A 22,713-nucleotide genomic window follows, 5' to 3' on the forward strand; every position below is an offset into this window, starting at 1 on the left:
GGGGAGGAGATGAATCATGACGAAAAATAGATTTCCAGAACAGCACGGCCCGCCGAGTGAAATGGAAAAGATTAAAGATGAAAGTAATTTCCTAAGAGGAACTCTTGTAGAAAGCTTCGAGGAGCGGATCACCGCTGGCATTCCCGAGGAACAAACGAAACTGTTGAAGTTTCACGGAAGTTATATGCAGGATGACCGCGACGTCAGGAATGAACGGAAACAGCAAAAGTTAGAACCGAACTATCAGTTTATGATCCGTGTCCGTTTAGCGGGCGGCGTTGCAACTCCCGATCAGTGGCTGAAAATGGATGAACTAGCAAATACGTATGGCAATGAAACATTGAAGCTGACGACGCGGCAAACCTTCCAACTGCATGGTGTGTTGAAATGGAATATGAAGAAAAGTATTCAAGGGATGAATGAAGCGCTTATGGATACGATTGCGGCTTGTGGCGATGTGAATCGGAATGTCATGTGTAACGCCAACCCTTATCAGTCAGACATACATTCTGAGGTGTACGACTGGTCTAATCGTTTAAGTGACCATCTGCTGCCAAAAACAAGAGCCTATCATGAAATTTGGCTTGATGAAGAGAAAGTGACTGATAGCCGGGATACGGAAGAAGAGACCGAGCCGGAGCCGGTTTACGGCCCTCTTTATTTACCGAGAAAATTTAAAATTGGAGTAGCTGTACCTCCATCAAATGATGTGGATGTATATTCTCAGGATCTTGGTTTCATCGCCATTTTAGAAGATGGACAACTGCAAGGATTCAACGTGGCAGTTGGCGGGGGAATGGGGATGACGCACGGAGATACGGACACCTACCCTCAGCTTTCCAGAGTCATCGGTTTTTGTGAGCCTGACCAAATCCTGGACGTTGCTGAAAAAATTCTTACGATCCAGCGCGATTATGGGAACCGCTCGGAGAGAAAGAATGCGAGATTCAAGTATACAATCGATCGAAAGGGTATTGATTGGGTGAAGGAAGAACTTAATGACAGGCTTGGCTGGAGCTTAGAGGAGGAGCGTTCCTACAGCTTCGATCATAACGGAGATCGTTACGGATGGATCGAGGGCGATGGGAAATGGCATCTGACTCTTTTTATCCAAAATGGAAGAATTAAAGATAAAGATGAATATCCTTTGATGACCGGCTTGCGTGAAATCGCTAAAGTCCATACCGGTGATTTCCGTCTGACTCCTAACCAGAATCTCATCATATCGAATGTTGAGAGTGAAAATAAAGACCGTATCGAAGAGCTCGTTAACAAATACGGAATGACTGACGGAAAAGAGAACTCCGCTCTCCGAAGGAATTCGATGGCATGTGTCGCTTTTCCTACCTGCGGGCTGGCTATGGCGGAATCCGAGAGGTATCTTCCTTCTTTGATTGATAAAATAGAAGACATTCTTGATGAAGCAGGATTAAGAGACGAAGAAATCATTATTCGTATGTCAGGCTGTCCAAATGGGTGTTCCCGACCAGCCCTTGGTGAGATAGGCTTTATCGGAAAAGCTCCTGGTAAATATAATATGTATTTGGGAGCAGGATTCAGAGGTGACAGACTCAATAAATTGTTCCGTGAAAATATTGGAGAAGAAGAGATATTACAAGAACTTAAACCTATTCTTATCAATTATGCAAAAGAACGGGAAGAGAATGAGCACTTTGGTGACTACGTCATCAGAGCAGGATACGTCGAAGCCGTTCACTCAGGGCTGGAATTTCATAAATAAACTTAGAATGCCTGCAGAAGTTAGTTAACTTCTGCAGGCATTATGATTGTAAACTTGTCTGCTTGTTTCTTATCAGACCGATTAGAAAAACTAGAATAACCAAACAATAAAGAGCAAACCAGTACATCGTCCAGCTCGTCGTTACAAAGTTACTGAAGTCCATAACCGTCTTATGAAGGTGGTTGCTCATTGCCCAAATCAGAATACCGATAGGGATAAGATAGGGACGGTATGTTTTTGAGCCTGATAAATGCTTCAGCCCCATCATGACTACGAGGAAGCATACACAAATCTTGACGAACAATCCGATCATCCAGGCGATGGCAAGCAAAATTTCAATTCTTTCAAATATAGTGATAAAATCAATATCCCTTATAACAGAATATGTGGGAAATGTTTCTCTAGAAACTAGATAAGTCCCTTCATCTGCTATGATGATAAAGACTGTAATGACTAACACGAGCCCTCCTGCAGCGATACCAGATAAGTAGGTAAGCATGAGCTTTTCTTTTTTCTTAACATATTGGAAAAAAGATCCTATGATTAAAGCTTCAATAAAAGGAAAGCCGAGTGTGGCATAGGCTCCTTGAAAAATAGCTGAAGGTCCTGAATGGAAGACTGGTTTAAGTTCTAAGAAGGAGAACTCTTTCATCATTAAAATAAAGGAAATAAGCGTGAGAAAAATAACGATTGGGAACAGTAAATCATTCAATAGAAACAAATTTTTCACACCTAAAACTGCTGAGTACATGACGACGACAATAATGAGAATTTGATATGTCCACGGGTGTGAGTAGGGAATGACACTCGCTACCATAAAATTACTTAAATTTCTTACGACCATGGCGGCAAGGTGAAGAGCGTAAAATACAATCAATATATTCATTACAGTACCTAACCATTTCCCGGCTGCTCGATTCATCAGCTCAAATAATGAAGGATAATTATATTTTTTAAAAAGGAAAAGGTAAAGCACATTCAATATCAGCCCTATGATCAAAGCGAGGAGCATTGAAATCCACCCATCCTGTTCGGCTGCTACTACGGTGATGGCAGGAGCCATGAGAATAGAGCTGAAAATGACGAAATTAATAACGACCATAAATAACTGACGTTTTGTGATTTGAGTATTCATCATGGACCTCCGAACATGCCGTAGTAAATAGGTTCAAAGACGGCCTTGAGACCTTCTGTTACAGGGAAAACCGGTTGATCATAAAGATACCCCAACATATATATGATGGAGAAAAGCCATACACCAGTGATGATCAGCTTTTCTTTTGGCTTTCGTTTATTGTGCTTCATTGTTATCCACTCTCGAACCTGGAGATTCTAAATAAATGTTCACATCTGTTTCTATCGACATGTTTTCATAAAGGCTGCTCCAGTCGTCCTTCAATTTCTTCCACTCATCGGGCTGGTTCCGGGATAATTGGTTCTTAATCCCGTAGTAATCCAGCTGTGATTCCTTGGCATTTGTAAGAGCCGTTTGCAACTCATTTTCCATATCCTCGTTTATTATAGTTTGAAGTTCATTAACTCCTTGCTCGGTGGACAGTTTGATTTTGCAATTTAGTCCTTGTAAATTAATGTGCCCTTCTAACTGGACGGAATAATTTAATTGATCATTAACTAGCTTCGGTTCTGCTTTGACTTCCATTTCTTTGAGTAAGAAACCAATGGTTCCACCATCTTCAGGACATTTTACAGCATAGGACCTTACATTATCTGATTCCTTCGTAATAATAGCCCAGGCAATCGAATCTTTGTAAGAAAGCCAGTCCGCTAAGTAATCCTTATCAAATAAAGCTAATCCTGTTAATCGTAAAGCGCTTTTGTTCCCTTCGATTTCATTTAAGTCTTCTGTATTGGTCGAGCTTGACTGTTTATTCACTTTTTCAACCCCCATCACCACCGGGTCCCTGTCATCACCGTACCTCCATCTAATGAAGTCTTCCAATTCAGTGCCATTTTTGATGCTGAGTGTCCCTCCCCTTACCTTTGTTAAACTTTCTATATTTTTAGTGGAGGAGTTATCAAGCGGTGTAAATGTATTCAATATAGAAGCTGCAGTAGCACCTTTAGTGATGAAGAGTAAGTAACTGTCCCTGATTTCATAATGACGTTCAAGAAAGTCGGAAACTTCATGAACTCCACGTTCTCTGGCAAAATCTTCACTGATGAGGAGTGAAGAAATATGCGGGAAAAACAGCTTTCTTGATAATAAGTCCCTGGCGTTAAATACGGCCTCAACCATATCTTCACCTTCACTTTCAAAGGTATAGCTGTTGGCTTGACTGGCACCGCCGCCCCCGGCTTCCCCTCCCGCTTGTGCCTGAGGGTTTGTAGCCTGAAACGTGACTTTCACTGTATCGTCTTCTCCTAGATCTACTCCTATCCCTGTTAGAATGAGCAGCTCGTTCAGTTCTTCCTGCCCGCTGCATCCTCCTAAGAAGATAAGAAGTGTTAATAAGAGAGAGGAATAAAATTTCATTTTAAAACCTCCCCGTTTCTTCTATTTTTACGTTTGCTCCACCATAATGGAAACCGTAAAAGGGTATCCTTCTGCTTTTTCAGAGAAAAAGGAGCGAAAGGGACCATGTAAGGTTGTCCCAATGATTTTAATGAAACGAGATGAATGCAGATAATCATCGTAAAGATGAATATTCCGAAAATCCCTGCTGAAGCTGCGAACAGCATCAATATAAAACGAAGCATACGGGCAGAGCCTGCAATTGAATAATAAGGGTTGGCAAAGCTTGATATCGCTGTAAGAGATACGACAATAACGATAGCAGGGGATACAAGCCCCGCAGAAACGGCAGCTTCTCCGATAACAATGGCACCAACGATTGATACGGCAGGACCGATTGGTCTCGGCATACGTATCCCGGCTTCTCTAAGAATTTCAAAAACAGTCTCCATCACCAGGGCTTCCACGAGTGCTGGAAATGGCAGACCCTCTCTTTGGGCAGCTAAGCTTATTAAAAGGTCTGTTGGAATCAATTCCTGATGGAAAGTCGTAAGTGCCACAAAAGTCGCTGGTAAAGCAAAAGCGATCCAAAATGCGATAAAACGAATGAGACGTAAGAAAGTCGATAAATCAAACCGATTGTAATAGTCCTCTGCAGTCTGGAAATAAGAAATCAGTGTGGCAGGACCGATTAAAGCAAAAGGAGTGCCTTCCATCATAATGGCTAACTTACCTTCTGCAAGCGCAGAAGAAACGACATCGGGCCTTTCCGTGTCAATCAAAGTGGGGAAAGGAGTATACCCTTTATCTTCAATCAATTCTTCGAGCATTCCTGTTTCAAAGACTTCCTTTGCCTTACAGTCAGAGATTCGCTGACATGCGATCTTCAGAGCATCTTCATTCACTAACCCTTCGATATAAGTAACGATTACAGTAGTTTGCGTGACTTCACCTACGATGAAAGTTTTAAACCGTAATTTCGGGTTAGTGATTCTTCTTCGTATTAACGTTGAGTTAATTGAAAGAGTTTCTACAAACCCTTCCCTTGGTCCCCTTACCATCGTTTGGGAACTTGGTTCTTCAATCCCTCTTGTTTCCCAACGCTGGTCTGAAATCAAATAGGCTTCTGTTCCCTTTTGAACAAACAAAATGACATGACCTCTCAGGAGGGATTGAAGCACTTCCGAAAATTCAGTCGTCGTTTTTAATTTTTTAGGAATTTGGATATGCTGCTTGAAATCTTTGATTACATAATCTCTACTAGAGTCATTCTCTTTGAACCAGTCCATCATCGGAGGAATCACGTTCAGCTCAATGTCTTCCGTACTAATCAGTCCGTCAATATAACATAAAGCGAAAGCGGTATGTTTGAATGAATATATTTTACTGATGAAGTCAAAAGGTTCTCCGAGAGATTGCTTGATTTGTTTGATATTCTGTTCCACGTCTTTAGAGATGATCAAGCTGTCGTCTGTATGATTAGGAGGGGAGGCGTTTTTCGAGCGGTTCCTTCTCATAGACATCCTCCTGACACTTTTTACTACATTGTGGCCAAACCAAAATAATTTTATACTTTTTTATCAGATCCCATGAGATTGCTAATGTTAAGGGCTTGAGGTGGTCGGGCATGCGGGGGGAGAAGGACTCATATAATGGAACCATGTATTTCAACAAGGAACCATAAATCTTTAGAAAAGGGGGGAGCAATATTGGCATATCTCATTCTTTCCACTTATCCCGGCAAAGGGTCGAGGAATTCAGGAGATCATTTAATTAGTAAAAGTTTAAAAGATCTATTAATTGCGGTAAAAGGGAAACAAATTGACATCGATATTTACAGTGTTGTAGATCATGAGGTTAAAGATGTTCCCGACCTCTCCAAGTATACAGCTATTCTATCCCCAGCCATGAGACCGACACTGGAAGGGGATGTGATAGCTCCGAAAAACAGATATGCTTTTTTAAAAGAAGCAGAAAAGCGTTCTATTCCAGTTTTTGCGATAGGAGCTGGATGGGGAGCATACCCGGGAACGATCAAACAGTCTACTTCTTTGAAAATGAACTCTGAAGATCGAGAGCAATTGATCTCAATTTTTGGAGAAACATCACATGGAAATAAACGAGGAGTCATCTCAGCTAGAGACATTACAACAGAGAATCTGCTTCATTATAATGGGGTGCAATGTTATGGAACGACAGGTGACTGTGCCCTATTTGACACCGACTGTTTGATGACCAGACATAATTTACCCAGGAAAATGGATAATATTGCGTTATCTTTACCTCACAATAAAGATCACTGGGATATGAGTTATTCATTAGCGTTACAATTAAAACAGGCATTCAATTGTGAAGTGTTCATGACCTTGCATGGGTATAGAGGCAGTTTCGGGAAACATATACCTCCTCATTGGGATCAGACCCAGGTCAACATTAAGGAATTTGCGGGGAGCTCGGAAAAATTTGATTTTTATCACCATATGGATGCTCATATCGGTTTCCGGCTTCACGCTCATATTTGGTTTTTAAGAACAAGGAAACCTAGTTTGTTAATTGCAGAAGATGGGAGAGGATTAGGGCATTTAGCTACATTGAATGGCCTTGGATATGCTGCACCCTCAACAAACTCATTAAATAAAGCAGATCAGCTTATTACTCTTAGTGCAGACGTGATTGCCGACATGAGAAAGGAACAGCCTTCTTTCAAAGCAGTTGAAATGTTCAAACAAGAGATGATGCAGGGGTATCCGGTTACGAGTCACTCACTGAATTTGATTGACAAATTATGGCTCACTAAAATGAAGCCGTTATTAGAACAAATACCGTAACCAATGATTATTAGTTCTTGCTCAAAGGGTCGATTCCACCTTATGGAAACCGGCTCTTTTTTTATTGTGGCGAATAAAGAAGCGCAGGGCGTGTGACCATTTTATTAGACTGCAATCTATTAGAGGTACCGAAGGATTTGCACATGAATATATATATTACTCCAGCATCATTATTTTAAGAATCAGACGGACAGAGAATATAAATAGAAACTTTACAGTGAAAGAAGGCGCAGTCGTGTTCTTTAAAGGAAAGAAGATATTAGTCATTGGAGGAACCGGAACGATAGGCCAAAGTATAGTGAAAGCCCTGCTTAAAGAACAGCCGGAAATCATCAGGATTTTCAGCAGGGATGAGTTCAAGCAGTATCAGTTACAGAATGAGTTAGGGGAAATCAGCAACCTGCGATTTTTGATCGGAGATGTACGTAATTATGATCGCGTTCACAACGCTATGCAGGATATCGATTATGTTTTTCATCTAGCAGCGATGAAACATGTCCCGGCTTGTGAATACAACCCTTACGAAGCTGTACTTACGAACGTGCATGGTACGAACAACGTCATTAAAGCTGCGATTTCTCAAAACGTAAAAAAAGTGGTATTCACAAGCTCAGATAAAGCGATCAGCCCGACGAATACGTACGGAGCCACTAAGTTAATGGCTGAAAGGCTGATTTCTTCTGCCGAATACAGTAAAGGGAAAGGACAGACGATTTTTGCCAGTGTAAGATTTGGTAATGTGATGGGGGCTAGAGGTTCAGTAATCCCTCTGTTTAAAAAACAAATCTTGAAAAATAAAGAAGTGACAGTAACTGACCTTAATATGACACGTTTTATGATGTCGTTGAGTCAAGCTACAGAACTCACCTTACAGGCTTTGAAAGAAGCAAAGGGAGGAGAGGTTTTTGTTTTGAAAATGCCTGTCATTTCCCTTAAAGATCTAACTCAGATAGTTATTGAAGGAACGTGTAAGAAACATCATCTAAATAAGGATGAAATCAAAATATCTGAAATAGGACTGCGGCCTGGTGAAAAAATGTATGAGGAATTGATGACGTATGAAGAATCTGCGACAGCCTGGGAATTGCCAGGCATGTATATCATTCCTGGCGCTTATCAACCTCTTTCTTCTTATAAAAATGGAAAAAAAGCCGTTCCTGGCACTTATAGTTCCATGGGGCCAGAACCAATTACAATGAGTGAACTGAGACACATGCTGCTCAGTGAAAATCTGATTTGAAAGGTAGGGTAAAGAATCTATGGATACGTACGAACATAATTATTGGTCACTCTATCTTGACTTCATCGATGCATATGAAGAACTGCAGTATAAGGGCTTTTCTTTACCCTATTTATGTCATTATAGAAGTTTAATTGTTGATAATCCTACAGTCATGAAGCGGCTTCATTCTGAGGCATTTCAAGATGTATTAATAAACGATGTGAAAAGCAGCAGCGATATCCAGCACAAATTTAATGAGTTTAAAAATGCTCATGCGGCGAAACAGAAAAGAAGTAATTCGGGCAAAGTCATGCTTTATGATATTTATAATTTACTTCGCTTTCCGCCCGAAGTCATAAAAAAATATTTCCCCGCTCATCAAACGATCATACTTAAAGAACGAAAGAGAAAAAAGAAAGCCGAGGGCAAGAAGTCATCCAAACGAAAAGAACGAACCTTAAGGAAACGCAGAACGAACCAACCGGCATTGCAAAAAGTCCGGAGCACCACCAGTACAAAGGGTCAGCTGATAACTACTGGATATTTTGATCAATTTTCATCTAACAATACGAATGAGGTTCAAAACATCAAACGGCAAGCCAAAAAAATAACCCACCTCTATAAAAACCATCCAATGTTCAGTCATAAGCTTTTTAAAGAAAGATTCTACGAGCAGCTTACAAAAGTCATCACACGTATAGATGAAGCGGAAAAGCTTTTCAAATCTGTACAAATTTCCTGTGTAGTCGTGCCTTCCACCCATTATCCAGAAAGCAGGACACTGGCACTGGTAGCCGCGAGAAAAGGTATTCCTACAATTTGTATGCAGCACGGTATTATATCAAGTGAATTCGGATACCTGCCCCAAATAGCAGATACAGAGGCTGTTTACGGCCAATTTGAAGCGGATTGGTACAACGAAAGAGGCGTACCGATCGAGCAAGTAGCCATCATTGGAAGTCCAAGGTTCGATCGCCTCTTGAATCCATCGTCCATCAATAAGCAGGGTTTGAATAAGGAATTACGGATGGATCCAAAGAAAAAGACGATCTTAATGGTAGTGAGAGGGGAACGCTATTTACGGGAATTAGAAGGATTCATTAAAGCGTTGCCTGATATGGAACAGGTAAACATCGTTATAAAAGACTACCCTGGGATCAAACCCCACTTCCTCACTAATAAATATCCCCAGCTGCTTCCTTCGTTGAATGTTCCTTTATATGATCTTCTGCATCATTGCGATGCTGTAGTATCCTACAGTTCGACTGTGGCATTAGAAGCTATGCTGGCAAACAAGCCTGTATTTATATTGAATAGTTCCTTTCCTGGAAACTCTGGTTATTTTGAACGCCTTCAGGAGTACGCTCAAATTAAACCAGAAATCTTAGCAGAAAAGGTCTCAAAATACTTGATGGATAATAAAATGAGAAGTGAAGCCCAAAACAAAATTCGTGAGTTTTTAGAGTACGCCTACCCAGTGAGAACCCTTTCTGCCAAACGGTTAATCAGATTGATACGCTCAGTGACAGAACCTATAGGTGGACCTTAGAGTATCGGTCGTTCAGTTATTGGAAAAAGGAGTAAACCTATATGTCTATCTTTAGAGGGAAAGCAGCTCTCAACAGCAGGACCTCCATAGTCAGAGTTGATGTGTCTAAATGCTGCGATTGGCAATGTTACTCGTATTCCTCAGAAGGCTGGCATTATTTAACTGCGGTGTTAAAGCAGTTTATAAATAACCCAGCCCTTGATTATCAATCTTCTGTCTTGAAAAAGTACTATGACTTATATCAACCGAAATCATTAATGGAATGTTTATTTTATGGAGAGGGTTACAAACGTCTCAGGACGCCATGGTCTCCTTTACCGTGGCGTCCTAATACTAAATGGATGACAGGAGAGAACCAGCACTTTGGTCCTAACTCTGATGAATTCGGTGAAAAGGAGTTTTTAAGAGTTGTAAGTATATATAAAAAGTTAAAGGAAGATGGGTACTTGCCTGAAGAAAATGAGGACGGCTATATAAGAGGACAGTTTCTTAAAAAGGGAGAGGATTATCGTTTTCTCGCAGGGGGAGGGCAGCACCGCCTGGCCGCTTTGAGCGTATTAGGTATTCAAACTGTTTCAGTGAAGCTCCAGCCTCATTGGGTCAGAGTGGTTAATCCAAATGAAGTTGATACCTGGTTTCAAGTTCGCAACAAGACGTATGATCAAGAAACGGCCCTTAGGATTTTCACTAATTATTTTGAAAATAATGGAATAGAAAAGGCGGGTAGAATAGGTTTGCTGGAATAATAAGAAGCGGGTAAGGGACGGGCAGTAATCACTTATTATTGTTCTGCCAAAAAGCCAGTTTGAACAAAGCATTACAGAAAGGAGAAGGGTGGATGTATCAAGATGTTTGGATTAAAGGGAAAGTAGTCAAAAAGGGAAAAAGAGAATGCGAGAAAAGGTATAAGAAGATTAAAGAACAGCTTAATCGAATAAAGCAGCCCTTTACAGTTCTTGATATTGGGGCGGACTCCGGTTATTTTTCCTTCAGGATTGCCGAGGACTTCAACGCACAAGTGACGATGCTTACCTCCGACAAAAAAATCGATAACATTATAAGGCAGAACAACAATAAGAACGTTAAGCTGATCCGTGAAGAAGTAAATGTTGATAGTTTGAAGGTTCTCACGGAAAAGGAGGATTTTGATGTGATTTTAGCATTGAGTATCCTTCACCATTGTGATGAATATGAAGAACTCATTGATACGATTTTTGAAGCTTCCCGTTTAATTTTTATAGAGGCATCTGCTCTCGAAGAAGCAGATGGAGGATATAAAAGTCATAATGTAAAGGGAATCATGGAAAACTTGCAACAGAGAAATCCTACAATATTAGGATATACCAGGAATCTAAGAAAGCTTGGGAAAAGGCCGCTCATGAAGTTTGACCAGTCACTATGAGAAGAAGAAGTGCTTCCTGTGGGGGGCACTTTTTTTGTGTTGCTTTTGAAGGTCTATCAGCACAGGACCAGGGACACAGTTTGAAAATTTCACAAAAGGGGAAATCAGTTGTCCTAGGAGGCAGCTTATGAAAAAAATAGTATTCTATGCAGTGGTTCTTGTTCTAGTTGCAGGTGCAGGAACTTGGATTATACAGGCGAATGGTATAACTAGTAATGAGAAACAAATTTATGCTTTAGGTGACTCGCTTACCCACGGGGTTGGTGACTCATCCGGAGATGGTTATGCTGAGAACCTTGAAGAATTATTCAATGAAGGCCGCGAGGATACGGTAGATGTCCGGAACTTAGGAATCCCCGGCCAGCAAACAGATGGGTTGCTGCAGCAGATTCAGCACTCGGATGTAAAAAATAGATTGAACGAAGCCGATTATTTCACTTTATTCATCGGAACAAATGATCTAATAGATAGCAATGGCGGTGACTTAGTGAAGATTTATGAAGAACAGATTGAGGCAGGGAAGGAAGAGTATGAGGACAACCTACAGGAAATCCTCGACATCATCCGTGAGGAAAATCCGGACGCACCTATTTTGTTTTTAGGATTGTACAACCCTTTCCCCTATTCTGAACAAATAGAAGAAGAGGTCGTCCAATGGAATGATAGAAGCCAGCGAATCGTAGATGATTATTCGAATGTAAAATTCATTCCTACAAACGATCTGTTTCCCGAAAAGTCTACTGAATACTTCAGTGACGCTCTTCATCCTAATGAGAAAGGGTATAATTTAATTACAGAAAAAATTATAGAAGAATATGATTTTTAGAAAACAGCCGCATTGCCAGGGGAGGCTTGCGGCTGTTTGATATTCAGGATAATACTTCTGTCATTTTTTCAGGGAAATCTATAAACGGATTACGGTTACCCTGGATTTTTTGAATCGTGTAATTACGATGAAATTCATACAAATCAGGGGGAAAGTCCTGGTGCCATTTTAAGAGCAATTTTTTATCAATTTTATTTCTGTATTTTTTGCCGATCTGGCCAGGATATCTGATAAGGAAGTATAGCATGGCACGAGCGGCAGGGCCTTTTCCGTATTCCGGCTCAAACAGTTCTCCATCTATCTTTCCACATTCATCCTCGATTCTCTGCGAAAGTAACTCATCTGGATGGTAATCAGGAAAATCATGATAGGGATAATTACTTCGGAGTGAATTGCAGGCCGGTTCACACGTGAACAGATGGTGGAGGTCTCCGCGCATCGGCTCTTTTTCAGTAAACCATGACTGTGGTACTGCATGTTCGCAGTTATATTTTAGTTTTTCAGTAATGTGGTGCAGCTCTTTGATGACTTGGGCTTGGTCGTGATCCGGAAGGTTTTTACTCTTCTGAATACGGCTCAAGGTAGTTTCATAGTCTTCCTTAATCACATCTTCGGCTCCACGGCTTTTTCCTGAATAGATATTAAGAAGCTTGCCGTCCGGTCGTAAATCCACCAGTGGATATACATACTCGGTAGGGTTATAGCGCACTTTATTGGTATGGGAAGATTGCAGTTTTTCAGTCAAACTATTGAGCAATTCGTCATTGGTTTGATGTTTGAAATCAATAGTTGCATAATAACTTTTGATCGCGTTCTGATCCGCTTCCCGATCATAATAAGCTTTTTCATTTTGTTGAATGGCACGCTGGGTGGCTTGCACACCAGAAATTACAGTTTGAAGCCGTTTCTGATCCGCTCGCATAGGGGCGAGTTTTTCTTTTTGCCTGAGTGTCAACATGACATGATTTCCTCCTAGTTATGAACTGATGGATAATGTGTGACTCTCTAGGAAGTAAGTTTACATTGTTTCACTTATACAGGTATATACCGCTAAAGTATCGTTATAAAACTGGATAAAAAGGAGCACCGTCAATTGACAGTGCTCTACTCTTAACGATTCAGTTCAATTTTGGCTTGTTGGCTTTGAAAATCCACATCTTTATAATAAGTATTTTTAACTAATAAATTCGGACCGAGACATTTAGCTGCAGGACAATGGCAGTTTAAAGACTGGGCGGTCTTCGATTTCATCCATTGGTTAAAAGCGTCAGGTAAGGACGTGTTCTTTATGTTTCCAAGACCCGGTTCATCACCAAAGTCTGTGACAATCACTTCCCCGGAAAATATATTGACGTTCAGTCTAGAACGCCCATCCGGGTCATTTCTAACGGTAACGTTCGGTGATTGGTCAAGGCGCTTCAGCATCTCCAAATCTTCCTGGTCTTTATTGCAAGGATAAAACGGCAGCGTGCCGAACAGCATCCACATATTTGGATCACGATGGTCCAATAGTCTGCTAATCCCTTCACGCATTTCTTCTAAAGTCAACGTTTCTAAATTACTAGCGAAATCAACTGGGTACATAGGATGGATCTCATGGCGGGCACAGCCCATTTCCAAAATGTGATCGTGGATTTTTTCTAAGTGAGGAAACGTCCGTTTGTTCAGCATCGTTTCAGCAGACACCATGACGCCTTCTTTAGATAAAGCCTGGCTGTTTTCTACAAGCCGGTCGAAAAACTTAGCGCGGTTTTCAAATTTAGGCTTACGATCCATCAGAGCAAAACCGGTTTCAGCAAATTCGTCGACTGTTCCCCAGTTGTGGGAAATATGAAGTACATCCAAGTAGGGAATGATCGATTCATAGCGCGAATAAGGAAGCGTCAGATTCGAATTGATCTGGGTTCTGACTCCGCGGTTGTGAGCATATTTAAGCAGTGGAACGACATACTGTTCGACAGACTTTTTGGAAAGCATCGGCTCTCCGCCTGTGATGCTGATCGTACGTAAATGTTCAATTTCATCTAATCTTTTTAATATTAAATCTATCGGCAAGGCATCAGGGTCTTTATTTTGAAGTGTATAGCCGACGGCACAGTGTGCGCAGCGCATATTGCATAAGTATGTCGTTGTGAACTCCACGTTTGACAGTGTCATCTCTCCAAATTCTTCTACATCCATGTAAGCTTCCCAGGGGTCATAGGAAGGGGTTAACGGTTTGAATTTTTCTGTGGTACCCATGGTGAAAAACTTCCTTTCTTACTTGTAACATTCTATTAATATTGTATCATGCGCCTTCGCACAATCATAAAAAACATTTATCTTGAAATCGAGATAAAATAGGTATAAGATAATCATACAGGATAAGCTATGGTAGATGCAGTTGGTGGTTTTTCATAACATTGTTACTAAATAATATGGCAGGATAGTGGAAGACTTGGTTTTGAGATAACCTGGGTTCGTGGCTGTAATGAGAGTCTGGTGTGGTTGGGAAGCTACTCGCTTTCCTGTGGGGGAAGTGGCGAGCTTCCTCGGGCTTGCATCCCTGTGGGATCTCGCCTACTTCCTTCTCCCACGGGAGTCTCCTAGCTTCCCAACCATCCCATGCGAAATGGAATGAACGAACACCCTGGCACAGAAAAAGACTTCTGATCTCTCAACAAAGCTGCGTATTCCGAGATCTAGCGATTAGCGACTAACGATTTTTGTAAGTCAAGATCGAATCACTATGGTCTTCTTGTTTCCTTTATCTCTGGCAGCTCATTCCAGTTCATACGCCGCTGAACGAAGCGCTTTCGTATTTAAAAAAGGAGCATCACAGTTCCCATTCCTCCCTGCGAAGTAAGCGATAAAAAACGCTTTTACTCAGAAGAAGTGTTTTTCATCCCTCTGTTCTTTCGGATTAAGAGCTTTATAGCAAGGTTTTGCAGCCTGAGACACTTGGATCGAGAAACTGCGTACTAACAAAAATGTTTGCTTTTGTTGAAGCGGTTTCGAGATACTTATATGGCAGAGGGAAACGGCGAGACTGCTGGGGGAGGAGCGGGACAGGTGAGACTCCGGAGAGCGAAGCTCGAGGAGGCTCAGCGCCCGCCCCAAGGAAAGCGATCCGTTTCCCGGAGCCCCTAAATTCTCATGATGTCTCGAAACTGAGTCTTCCACTAAAGAGAGCTTATGTGAAAGAGTAAATTTAAGATTTAACAGAACTAAAAGAAAAATGAATGAAGAATATAAAGATGGAGGAGTTACTCATGAACGAATTAAAAGGACTGCATCACGTCACAGCTATTACGAGCAGTGCAGAGAAAAATTATGAATTCTTCACCTATGTTCTAGGAATGCGATTAGTTAAGAAAACGGTCAACCAGGATGATATTCAGACGTACCACCTTTTCTTTGCGGATGATAAAGGAAGCGCCGGAACAGATATGACATTCTTCGATTTTCCAGGTATTCCAAAAGGATCCCACGGGACAAATGAAATTTCCAAAACTTCCTTTCGAGTTCCCAGTGATGCTGCATTGGAGTATTGGGTGGAACGCTTTGATCGCATGGATATAAAACATAAAGGTATCGAGGAACGCTTCGGCAAAAAGGTGCTGCCTTTTACCGATTTTGATGATCAATCCTATGAACTGATATCTGATGAAAAAAATGATGGTGTTCCAGCAGGTATACCGTGGCAGAAAGGGCCTGTACCGCTGCAATTTGCTATAACTGGTTTAGGACCACTGTACGTCCGTGTTGAAAACTTCGATTATTTCAAAGACATGCTTGAGAAAGTGTTGTTATTTAAAGAAATTGATGAAGAAGGCGCTTTTCATTTATTTGAAACAGGAGAAGGTGGGAGCGGCGCGCAAATTGTTGTAGAATATAATCCTATTCTTCCCCAAGCTCGTCAAGGTTTCGGAACGGTTCATCATGCAGCTTTCCGCGTAGATGACCGCGAAACATTAGAAAAGTGGATCGAGCGCATGCCGACCTTTGGATTCAGAACGTCCGGTTATGTCAACCGCCACTATTTTGAATCTTTATATGTAAAAGTGGCGCCGCAAATCTTATTTGAATTTGCCACTGACGGTCCGGGATTCATGGGAGATGAACCCTATGAAACATTAGGCGAAAAGTTATCGCTTCCTCCAATATTAGAGCCAAAAAGAAAACAAATTGAAGAAAAAGTACGACCGATCGATACAGTAAGGAGTACAAAGGAATTCATCAAAGAATAAAAGAAGTAAGAAGCTGCCGTATTGTTCTCAACGGCGGCTTCTTACTTCATTATTCGATCATTATTCAAAATAATTTATAATTCCATCAACAATGGCGCTTGATACCTGAGACTGGTAACTATCTGTTTGAACAAGAACCGTTTCTTCCGGATTGGATAAGAAACCGAGTTCCAGGAGAGCTGCCGGAGAGTTATTTTCTCTCATTACATGAAAGTCCCCATGGTACTCCCCATTATTCTGAGGGGTTGTTTGCTCAGATAACTCACCTTGCAGTTCTTGAGCGAAGGGCAGATCTTTAGAATCATTGTAGTAATAACTGCTTATTCCATTAGCGCTTGAAGTAATGCTTGAATTGTAATGAATACTAATAAAAGCATCTGCATTGGTTGAATGACTATGTTCAACTCTTTCTTCTAATGACAGATATTGATCCCCCGACCTTGTCATCGTTACGACAGCGCCTGCTTCCTTAAGCTTTTCATATGTATGCTGTGCTGTCCTTAAATTAAGGTCTTTTTCATATGTTCCGTCAACACTGATTGCTCCCGGATCATAACCTCCATGGCCAGGGTCAAGGGTGATGTTAATACCATCCAGGGGGGAAGAACCTGAAGAATTCAAAAAATCTGAGGAAACCCATGCGGTGACTCCGTTGTAATTAATTTTGGACCATCCGTTCTCTTGCTCCTGCACGTTAATTGTAGAGCCGTCAGAGAGTGAACCGATAATAGTAGATTGGATGTCAGGAGAACTCCTTACGTTCAAACCACCAGCTGCATCCACACTATATTCGTCTGATTCTTCGGCTTCAACTGGGGAAGGAAGGAACCATAAAACTAATAGAATTCCTAATAGTCCTAAAGCCATACTTGGGTACAAACACTTCTTATTTACTTGTGAATTGAAAGCACTAATAATTTAGCCTGCCTTTCCTACGATATTCATAGATATCTGATTTTTTTAGGGGTTAGATACTATCATAGCAACCCCACAAATAAATTCAATATGATAAAGAACAAACAAGTCAATAGGCATTAATAAGTGGATATATGTGGGAGATAACCTGTGTATCGTAATTAAATGGTGACTTTTTTCTGTAAGATAATAGATATACCATCATTATGAAATTATAGATACTAGACTTGTGACGAACCCCAAATAAAATTCTTGACTCTTTATATAGAAATAAAATATAGTAGTAGTAACAAGAGGAGTAGCGACCGCCTATGCGGCTTTCGGATCGTCATTTCGGCAGCAAACTGCCTGGTCCGAAAGGCTATTAACGTTAGTACGCGAGATCTTGGTACAATTTCTGTACCAGGGTCTTTTTTGTGCTGGTGGAGAGGAGAAAACCCATGGTTTATATAATTTTTTTAGTCGCTGCTATTGTCGTCGTTGGAGCTGCGATCAAGCTTAATGAGTTCGGAGATGTCATTAGCAGAAAGTCAGCTTTAAGCGGTGCTGCTGTTGGTACGTTTTTAATTGCAGGAGCCACCTCACTGCCTGAGTTGACAACTAGTTTGACGGCTGTCTACATTGATAATCCTGATATTGCCGTAGGGAACATGATCGGGAGTAATGTATTTAATCTATTAATCTTAGCTATCGTCGATATCATTTACCGCCGACGTCGTCTTTTTCAGCGGGTAGGCTATCAAGAACATAAGCCTGCCGCCATTATGGGACTGATTTTTATGATCATTATCATTGGTGCATTAGCCCTCCCGCAATCGATTGAATGGTTCGGGGTAGGAATCGAAATGGTCGTTCTTGCCTTACTATACATCCTTATGATCAAGTTTTTCTCTAATAAAGGAGAAGAAGAGAAGGCTGATGAAGACCTTCCTGTAAAAGACTATAAATTGAAAACAGCAGTCACCGGATTTATCGTTATGGCTCTAGTTGTGTTTGGAGCAGGAAGCGCGCTTTCCATTTCTGGCGATCAACTAGCGCAAGTATCGGGATTGGATTCAAGCTTTGTCGGAAGTTTCTTGATTGCTGCTTCTACATCACTGCCAGAGCTTGTAACCGTATTGGCCGCTTTTAAGGTAGCCAATTATGGTATGGCAATCGGATCCATACTCGGAAGTAATATTTTTAACATGCAGCTGTTAGTTTTGACTGATATTCTTTATCGAGACCAAGCCATTTTATCAGCGGCAGGGAACTCACACATTTTTATAGGGTTATTGGGTGTATTCATGACCCTGGTGACGATATATTTGCTTTGGCGTCCGGCCATAAGTAATCAGTGGCGCTATATAGCACCGTCTATGATTGTCAGTCTGGTCTATGTGGTTTTTTCGTATATAATATTTTGATACCAAAAAGGTACCAGGGATTTCCTCTGGTACCTTTTTGTTTGTGTTGAATATTTATTGGGTAAAGAGATATAATAAGAACAAACGTTCGTACTAAGGGGGTGAGAGGAATGAATGGGTTGATCGCTCGTGCTCTTCAGACAGGGGAGAAACTAGAAATCATTTATTGTGCCAGTGATGGTACTATATCTCAACGGATGATCAAAGTGGTGGAGGAAAGGGAAAACCACTTGCTTGCCTTCTGCTATTCAAGAGGACAAGTGAGGACGTTTCAAAAGGATTCAATTCTTTCAATATTTCCAGCTCAATTCAATAAAAGGGGTGTGAGTCATGAGGTTTCCTGAATGACTAAAAAGTTAGTTGCAATCATACACTCTTTACAAGTTGGAAGAAGGGTGGAAGTTCAATGAATCACCTCTCAAAGGCTAAAAAAACACTTTATATACCTATCGAAATTAAATCCAGGGAATTAGAATCCAAGCTCCTATTTGCATATTATGCAACCAAACAAAATTATCGTGTCATCATCGGGGAACAATTAGCCGTTGAGAAATCTTTATCCTCATTCGCACAGGGTATCTTTTTTTCAAAGGGGTACCCCCATTCCCATAGAAAAAGGATCATCAGCAAAGCGAAAAAGCTGGGACACGAAATTGTAGAGATGGATGAGGAAGGGTTGATCTTTCATAATTCAATTGATTATTTAAAGACGCGAATGAAAGAAGACGTTTTAAAGATGGTTTCACAGGAATTCTGTTGGGGCGATTATCAAAGAGACTTGATACGCGCTGCTTATCCTCGAATAAGCTCCAAATGCACGAGCACAGGCAGTTTAAGATTTGACTTATTGAAACCTAAATTCCGCAGTCTTTACGAAGATGAAACCGGGCGCCTCCGAAAAAAATATGGAGAATTTATACTTATAAATACTCGCTTTACTTTATACAATCATATCAACGGTAAGAAAAAAGCCGAAAAAGGATCGCACACCGATTACATTAGACAGCTCTATGTTCATTTTATTGAGATGATAAAAAAACTAAGAAAAACTTACCCTCAGTTTAAGCTTGTCATTCGCCCCCACCCCGCAGAAGACTTTCAATCCTACCGCAGAGCTTTCTCTACCGATCCGAATGTTCATATCATTCATGAAGGGAACGTGATTCATTGGATCCTCGCTTCTAAGCTTGTCATTCATAACGGTTGTACGACAGGAATAGAGGCCTCCATATTAGATAAACCAGTCATATCTTTCAAGCCGGTTCAGTCCAAGTTATATGATGTAGCATTACCTAATGAAGTCAGTTTACAGGCTTTCGATTTTCAAGAGGTATGCGGACATATTCAATCAATTTTGAATCTACAACCCAATGTAAAGAGAACAGAACATTTAGCTCGTTATTATCATGAGAATGGCTACGCCTATGAAAATATCTTGGAATTACTTGCTCGATGCAAGGTCACAGCAAAGCCTTTTTCTACAAGCATCGTCAGCGATGTGAAAAGCAAACATATCAAATATAGATTCCCATATTTCCGTGAAGAAGAGATCAAACGTTTTTTTTATAAGATAGATGAAGTCGAAGGTAATAAAAATAGAGTGTCTATCCGAAAACTATCCGATCGGCTTTTTGTTATAGAGTCTGTTAAATAATGGGGTGGAAGTCATCCGCACTTTTGATAAAAACTATTGGTCTCTATACTTTGACTTTTTAGAAGTTTTCAAAGGATTCAATGACATACCTGTAGGGCTGTTATGCCATTTTTATGGACTGGTAAAAGGAGATCCTTTCATCAATAAATACTTGAAATCAGAATCATTTACAGAAATTTCTATATGCCAGCTTCAAGATGCAGAACAAATTCAGAAGTACTTCGAGTCTTTCCTGCAGCCATTTAAAAGCACCAAACCTCGGAGTAACAGGGGAAAGAAAGTCATTTTTCATGACAAGCTGTTGAGGTTTCCGGAAACGAGTTGGAGAAAGTTCGATCCTGAACATACATTGATTATCAAAAACCGTACAAAACTGAGAAATAATAACGATAAAATCCCGATTCAAAGCCTTACCGATTATAAAATGGATACATCGAAGCTGGTCAAATACTACAAGAAAAAGACAATTAAAGCATTGCAGATGAATAAAGATCATCCGATTTTTGCACATGATGAGTTCAAGAACCGATTGATGAAGCAAATACCAGATGTCGTGGAAAGTATGAGTGCAGCGCGGGCACTTTTCGATAAAATTCCTGCCTCTTGTATCATTCTTGGCAGTACCAACCTTCCGGAGAGCCGAGCGTTGGCTATAGCTTCGCTTGAGATGGGGGTGCCCAGCATCTGTATGCAGCACGGGATCATTGCATTGGAGTTCGGTTACATGCCGAAAGTTGCTGATGTTCAAGCTGTGTACGGGGAATTTGAAGTGGATTGGTATAAACAGAGGGGAGTGCGTGAGGAAGAGCTTAAGATTATCGGCCACCCCCGGTTTGATGATATTCGCAAGGGAAATAAACTGTCCCTCAAACAGTTTATTAAGAAAACAAACATCGATAAAACGAAGAAGTCTGTCTTACTTGTCGGTCATCATGAAGAAACCGCTGTAACTCGGACCATTATCCATGAGTTGTCTAAAAACGGGGATGTAAATCTCATAATAAAACCTCGTGGCAGCCCAAAGGAGACAAAAATCCTTAAGAAAAGATATCCTAATTTATACGTTCCGCCTCATGATCTTCATTTATATGATCTGCTGCGCCATGTTGATGCGGTGGTGAGCTATCCTTCGACAGTTGCTTTGGAGGCTCTTTTGGCAGGGAAAACTGTATTTATTTGGGGGATAAAAACGGAGAGTACTACAGAATATTTCGGTGCGATGGATCATTTGCTTGATCACAATCCACTTGCATTAACGAACAAGGTATGCAGCTATTTGAAATCCACTCACTCATCGCTAAGTGATCAATCTGAACTCTTAAAGGCGTATTATCCTGAGCCGGATCAGTCATCCACTGGAAGACTGATCCGGCTGATAAATACGTTGACCACTTGAACAACTTATAAAGATCACAAACCTCTCAAGAACTAAATCTGAGTTCGCTCTTTGTAAATCCTATGAATATTTTATCTTGAATTGAAATAGGATGGCTCTGAAGGGATTGAAGAGGGGGAGTTCGATTTGAGAGTTCTCGTCACAGGCGGTGCAGGATTTATAGGAAGATGGGTTGTTCGAAAGCTTCTGGATGATGGGCATCAAGTATGGGTCCTGGATGATTTATCTAACGGACGGATCGAAAATATTACTGATATGCTGAGTGAGAAAAACTTCAAGAAATTTATTCAAGGGGACATCAAAGATGTTTCTTTGCTTACTGATTTATTCTTAAAGGATTTTGATATTTGCTATCATTTGGCTGCAAGCATCAACGTGCAAGATAGTATTGACGACCCGAAAACTACCTTCGAGAATGATACCGTAGGAACGTTTAATATATTGGAAGAGTGCAAAAAACATAAAGTGAAGATTGTGTTTATGAGTACTTGTATGGTTTATGACCGTGCTTTGACGCCTGCAGGAATTAACGAAAAGGATGCCATTAAACCGGCTTCACCTTACGCAGGGGCAAAAATCGCAGCGGAAAATATGGTGCTTTCTTATTATTTTGCCTATGGACTGCCGGCGTTAGTTGTCCGCCCCTTCAACACCTATGGTCCTTTTCAAAAAACTGGAGGCGAAGGCGGCGTGGTCGCCATTTTCCTGAAAAATAAACTGAAAGGGAAATCGATTCAAATTTATGGAGATGGCACACAGACGAGGGATTTGCTCTATGTCGAGGATTGTGCCCGTTTTGTTGTGGAAGCGGGATATTCAAATAAGGTGAACGGTGAAATTCTGAATGCGGGGTTAGGGAGAGATATCAGTATCAACGATTTAGCAGAGCTGATTATCTCCGATCCTTTAAAAATACAGCACGTCAAACACATTCACCCTCAAAGTGAAATTCAAAAATTGCTTTGTGATTACAGTAAAGCAGAGAAGTTATTAGGGTGGAAACCTAAGTTCAGCTTAGAGAACGGACTGAAGCGTACAGAAGAGTGGATCGGGTCCACAAACCTTATTTAAT

Annotated in this window: 20 protein-coding genes; 13 read left to right on the forward strand and 7 right to left on the reverse strand. The window is 40.9% G+C overall.

The features are described 5' to 3' along the window. Positions 1 to 16 precede the first annotated feature (16 nt). Complete coding sequence (gene cysI, locus LF817_RS01155) at positions 17 to 1,741, forward strand: assimilatory sulfite reductase (NADPH) hemoprotein subunit (protein ID WP_253933920.1); 1,725 nt, start codon at positions 17 to 19, stop codon at positions 1,739 to 1,741. Positions 1,742 to 1,781: 40 nt separating this feature from the next. Here the strand turns inward: cysI and LF817_RS01160 are convergent, their stop codons facing one another. The 4 genes from LF817_RS01160 to LF817_RS01175 are packed head-to-tail and all read right to left on the reverse strand — an operon-like array spanning position 1,782 to position 5,731. Next, positions 1,782 to 2,876 (reverse strand): GerAB/ArcD/ProY family transporter, encoded by a 1,095-nt coding sequence (locus LF817_RS01160; RefSeq protein ID WP_253933921.1) that lies wholly within the window; start codon positions 2,874 to 2,876, stop codon positions 1,782 to 1,784. Next, a complete protein-coding gene (locus LF817_RS01165; protein WP_253933922.1) occupies positions 2,876 to 3,046 on the reverse strand; it encodes a hypothetical protein in 171 nt (56 codons plus the stop codon). The genes LF817_RS01160 and LF817_RS01165 overlap by 1 nt, the downstream gene beginning before the upstream one ends. Then, complete coding sequence (locus LF817_RS01170; protein ID WP_253933923.1) at positions 3,033 to 4,235, reverse strand: Ger(x)C family spore germination protein; 1,203 nt, start codon at positions 4,233 to 4,235, stop codon at positions 3,033 to 3,035. Before LF817_RS01170 ends, LF817_RS01165 begins: the two co-directional genes overlap by 14 nt. Next, on the reverse strand, positions 4,232 to 5,731 hold the full coding sequence (locus tag LF817_RS01175; protein ID WP_253933924.1) for a spore germination protein: 1,500 nt from the start codon (positions 5,729 to 5,731) through the stop codon (positions 4,232 to 4,234). The genes LF817_RS01170 and LF817_RS01175 overlap by 4 nt, the downstream gene beginning before the upstream one ends. A gap of 192 nt (positions 5,732 to 5,923) precedes the next feature. Here LF817_RS01175 and LF817_RS01180 point away from each other — a divergent pair, with 192 nt between their 5' ends. From LF817_RS01180 to LF817_RS01205, 6 genes are all read left to right on the forward strand, one after another. After that, positions 5,924 to 7,042: a polysaccharide pyruvyl transferase family protein gene (locus tag LF817_RS01180; protein ID WP_253933925.1), complete on the forward strand. Its 1,119-nt coding sequence runs from the start codon at positions 5,924 to 5,926 to the stop codon at positions 7,040 to 7,042. Positions 7,043 to 7,277: 235 nt separating this feature from the next. After that, on the forward strand, positions 7,278 to 8,282 hold the full coding sequence (locus LF817_RS01185; RefSeq protein ID WP_253933926.1) for a UDP-N-acetylglucosamine 4,6-dehydratase family protein: 1,005 nt from the start codon (positions 7,278 to 7,280) through the stop codon (positions 8,280 to 8,282). A 19-nt stretch (positions 8,283 to 8,301) separates the two neighbouring features. After that, positions 8,302 to 9,813 (forward strand): glycosyltransferase, encoded by a 1,512-nt coding sequence (locus tag LF817_RS01190; RefSeq protein WP_253933927.1) that lies wholly within the window; start codon positions 8,302 to 8,304, stop codon positions 9,811 to 9,813. Positions 9,814 to 9,854: 41 nt separating this feature from the next. Next, positions 9,855 to 10,559: a hypothetical protein gene (locus LF817_RS01195; RefSeq protein ID WP_253933928.1), complete on the forward strand. Its 705-nt coding sequence runs from the start codon at positions 9,855 to 9,857 to the stop codon at positions 10,557 to 10,559. Between the two features lie 92 nt (positions 10,560 to 10,651). After that, a complete protein-coding gene (locus LF817_RS01200; RefSeq protein WP_253933929.1) occupies positions 10,652 to 11,215 on the forward strand; it encodes a class I SAM-dependent methyltransferase in 564 nt (187 codons plus the stop codon). A gap of 127 nt (positions 11,216 to 11,342) precedes the next feature. Next, complete coding sequence (locus LF817_RS01205) at positions 11,343 to 12,041, forward strand: DUF459 domain-containing protein (protein ID WP_253933930.1); 699 nt, start codon at positions 11,343 to 11,345, stop codon at positions 12,039 to 12,041. Positions 12,042 to 12,084: 43 nt separating this feature from the next. Here the strand turns inward: LF817_RS01205 and LF817_RS01210 are convergent, their stop codons facing one another. Both LF817_RS01210 and yfkAB read right to left on the reverse strand, forming a co-directional pair. Then, positions 12,085 to 12,999, reverse strand: coding sequence for an endonuclease I family protein (locus LF817_RS01210; RefSeq protein WP_253933931.1), 915 nt, complete (start codon positions 12,997 to 12,999; stop codon positions 12,085 to 12,087). Positions 13,000 to 13,151: 152 nt separating this feature from the next. Beyond that, positions 13,152 to 14,282: a radical SAM/CxCxxxxC motif protein YfkAB gene (gene yfkAB / locus LF817_RS01215; protein ID WP_253933932.1), complete on the reverse strand. Its 1,131-nt coding sequence runs from the start codon at positions 14,280 to 14,282 to the stop codon at positions 13,152 to 13,154. A gap of 1,010 nt (positions 14,283 to 15,292) precedes the next feature. On the opposite strand from yfkAB, the gene LF817_RS01220 reads away from it, so the two are divergent. Beyond that, the gene (locus LF817_RS01220; protein ID WP_483867074.1) at positions 15,293 to 16,270 is read left to right on the forward strand and encodes a ring-cleaving dioxygenase; all 978 of its coding nucleotides are present in this window, start codon (positions 15,293 to 15,295) and stop codon (positions 16,268 to 16,270) included. 60 nt (positions 16,271 to 16,330) lie between these two features. Here LF817_RS01220 and LF817_RS01225 read toward each other — a convergent pair whose 3' ends face one another. Continuing rightward, a complete protein-coding gene (locus tag LF817_RS01225) occupies positions 16,331 to 17,137 on the reverse strand; it encodes an N-acetylmuramoyl-L-alanine amidase (protein WP_253933933.1) in 807 nt (268 codons plus the stop codon). 488 nt (positions 17,138 to 17,625) lie between these two features. On the opposite strand from LF817_RS01225, the gene LF817_RS01230 reads away from it, so the two are divergent. The 5 genes from LF817_RS01230 (at position 17,626) to LF817_RS01250 (ending at position 22,712) form a co-directional block, all read left to right on the forward strand. Continuing rightward, positions 17,626 to 18,591, forward strand: coding sequence for a sodium:calcium antiporter (locus LF817_RS01230; RefSeq protein WP_253933934.1), 966 nt, complete (start codon positions 17,626 to 17,628; stop codon positions 18,589 to 18,591). Between the two features lie 110 nt (positions 18,592 to 18,701). Then, positions 18,702 to 18,935 (forward strand): WYL domain-containing protein, encoded by a 234-nt coding sequence (locus LF817_RS01235; RefSeq protein ID WP_253933935.1) that lies wholly within the window; start codon positions 18,702 to 18,704, stop codon positions 18,933 to 18,935. 62 nt (positions 18,936 to 18,997) lie between these two features. Next, positions 18,998 to 20,245 (forward strand): surface carbohydrate biosynthesis protein, encoded by a 1,248-nt coding sequence (locus tag LF817_RS01240; protein WP_253933936.1) that lies wholly within the window; start codon positions 18,998 to 19,000, stop codon positions 20,243 to 20,245. 4 nt (positions 20,246 to 20,249) lie between these two features. Beyond that, entirely contained in the window at positions 20,250 to 21,641 is a 1,392-nt protein-coding gene (locus LF817_RS20325) for a capsular polysaccharide export protein, LipB/KpsS family (protein ID WP_253933937.1), read from the forward strand. A 126-nt stretch (positions 21,642 to 21,767) separates the two neighbouring features. Next, positions 21,768 to 22,712, forward strand: coding sequence for a dTDP-glucose 4,6-dehydratase (locus LF817_RS01250; protein ID WP_253933938.1), 945 nt, complete (start codon positions 21,768 to 21,770; stop codon positions 22,710 to 22,712). The last annotated feature ends 1 nt before the right edge of the window (position 22,713 follow it).

The sequence above is a fragment of the Halobacillus sp. A1 genome, assembly GCF_024189295.1.
GTDB lineage: Bacteria > Bacillota > Bacilli > Bacillales > Halobacillaceae > Halobacillus_A.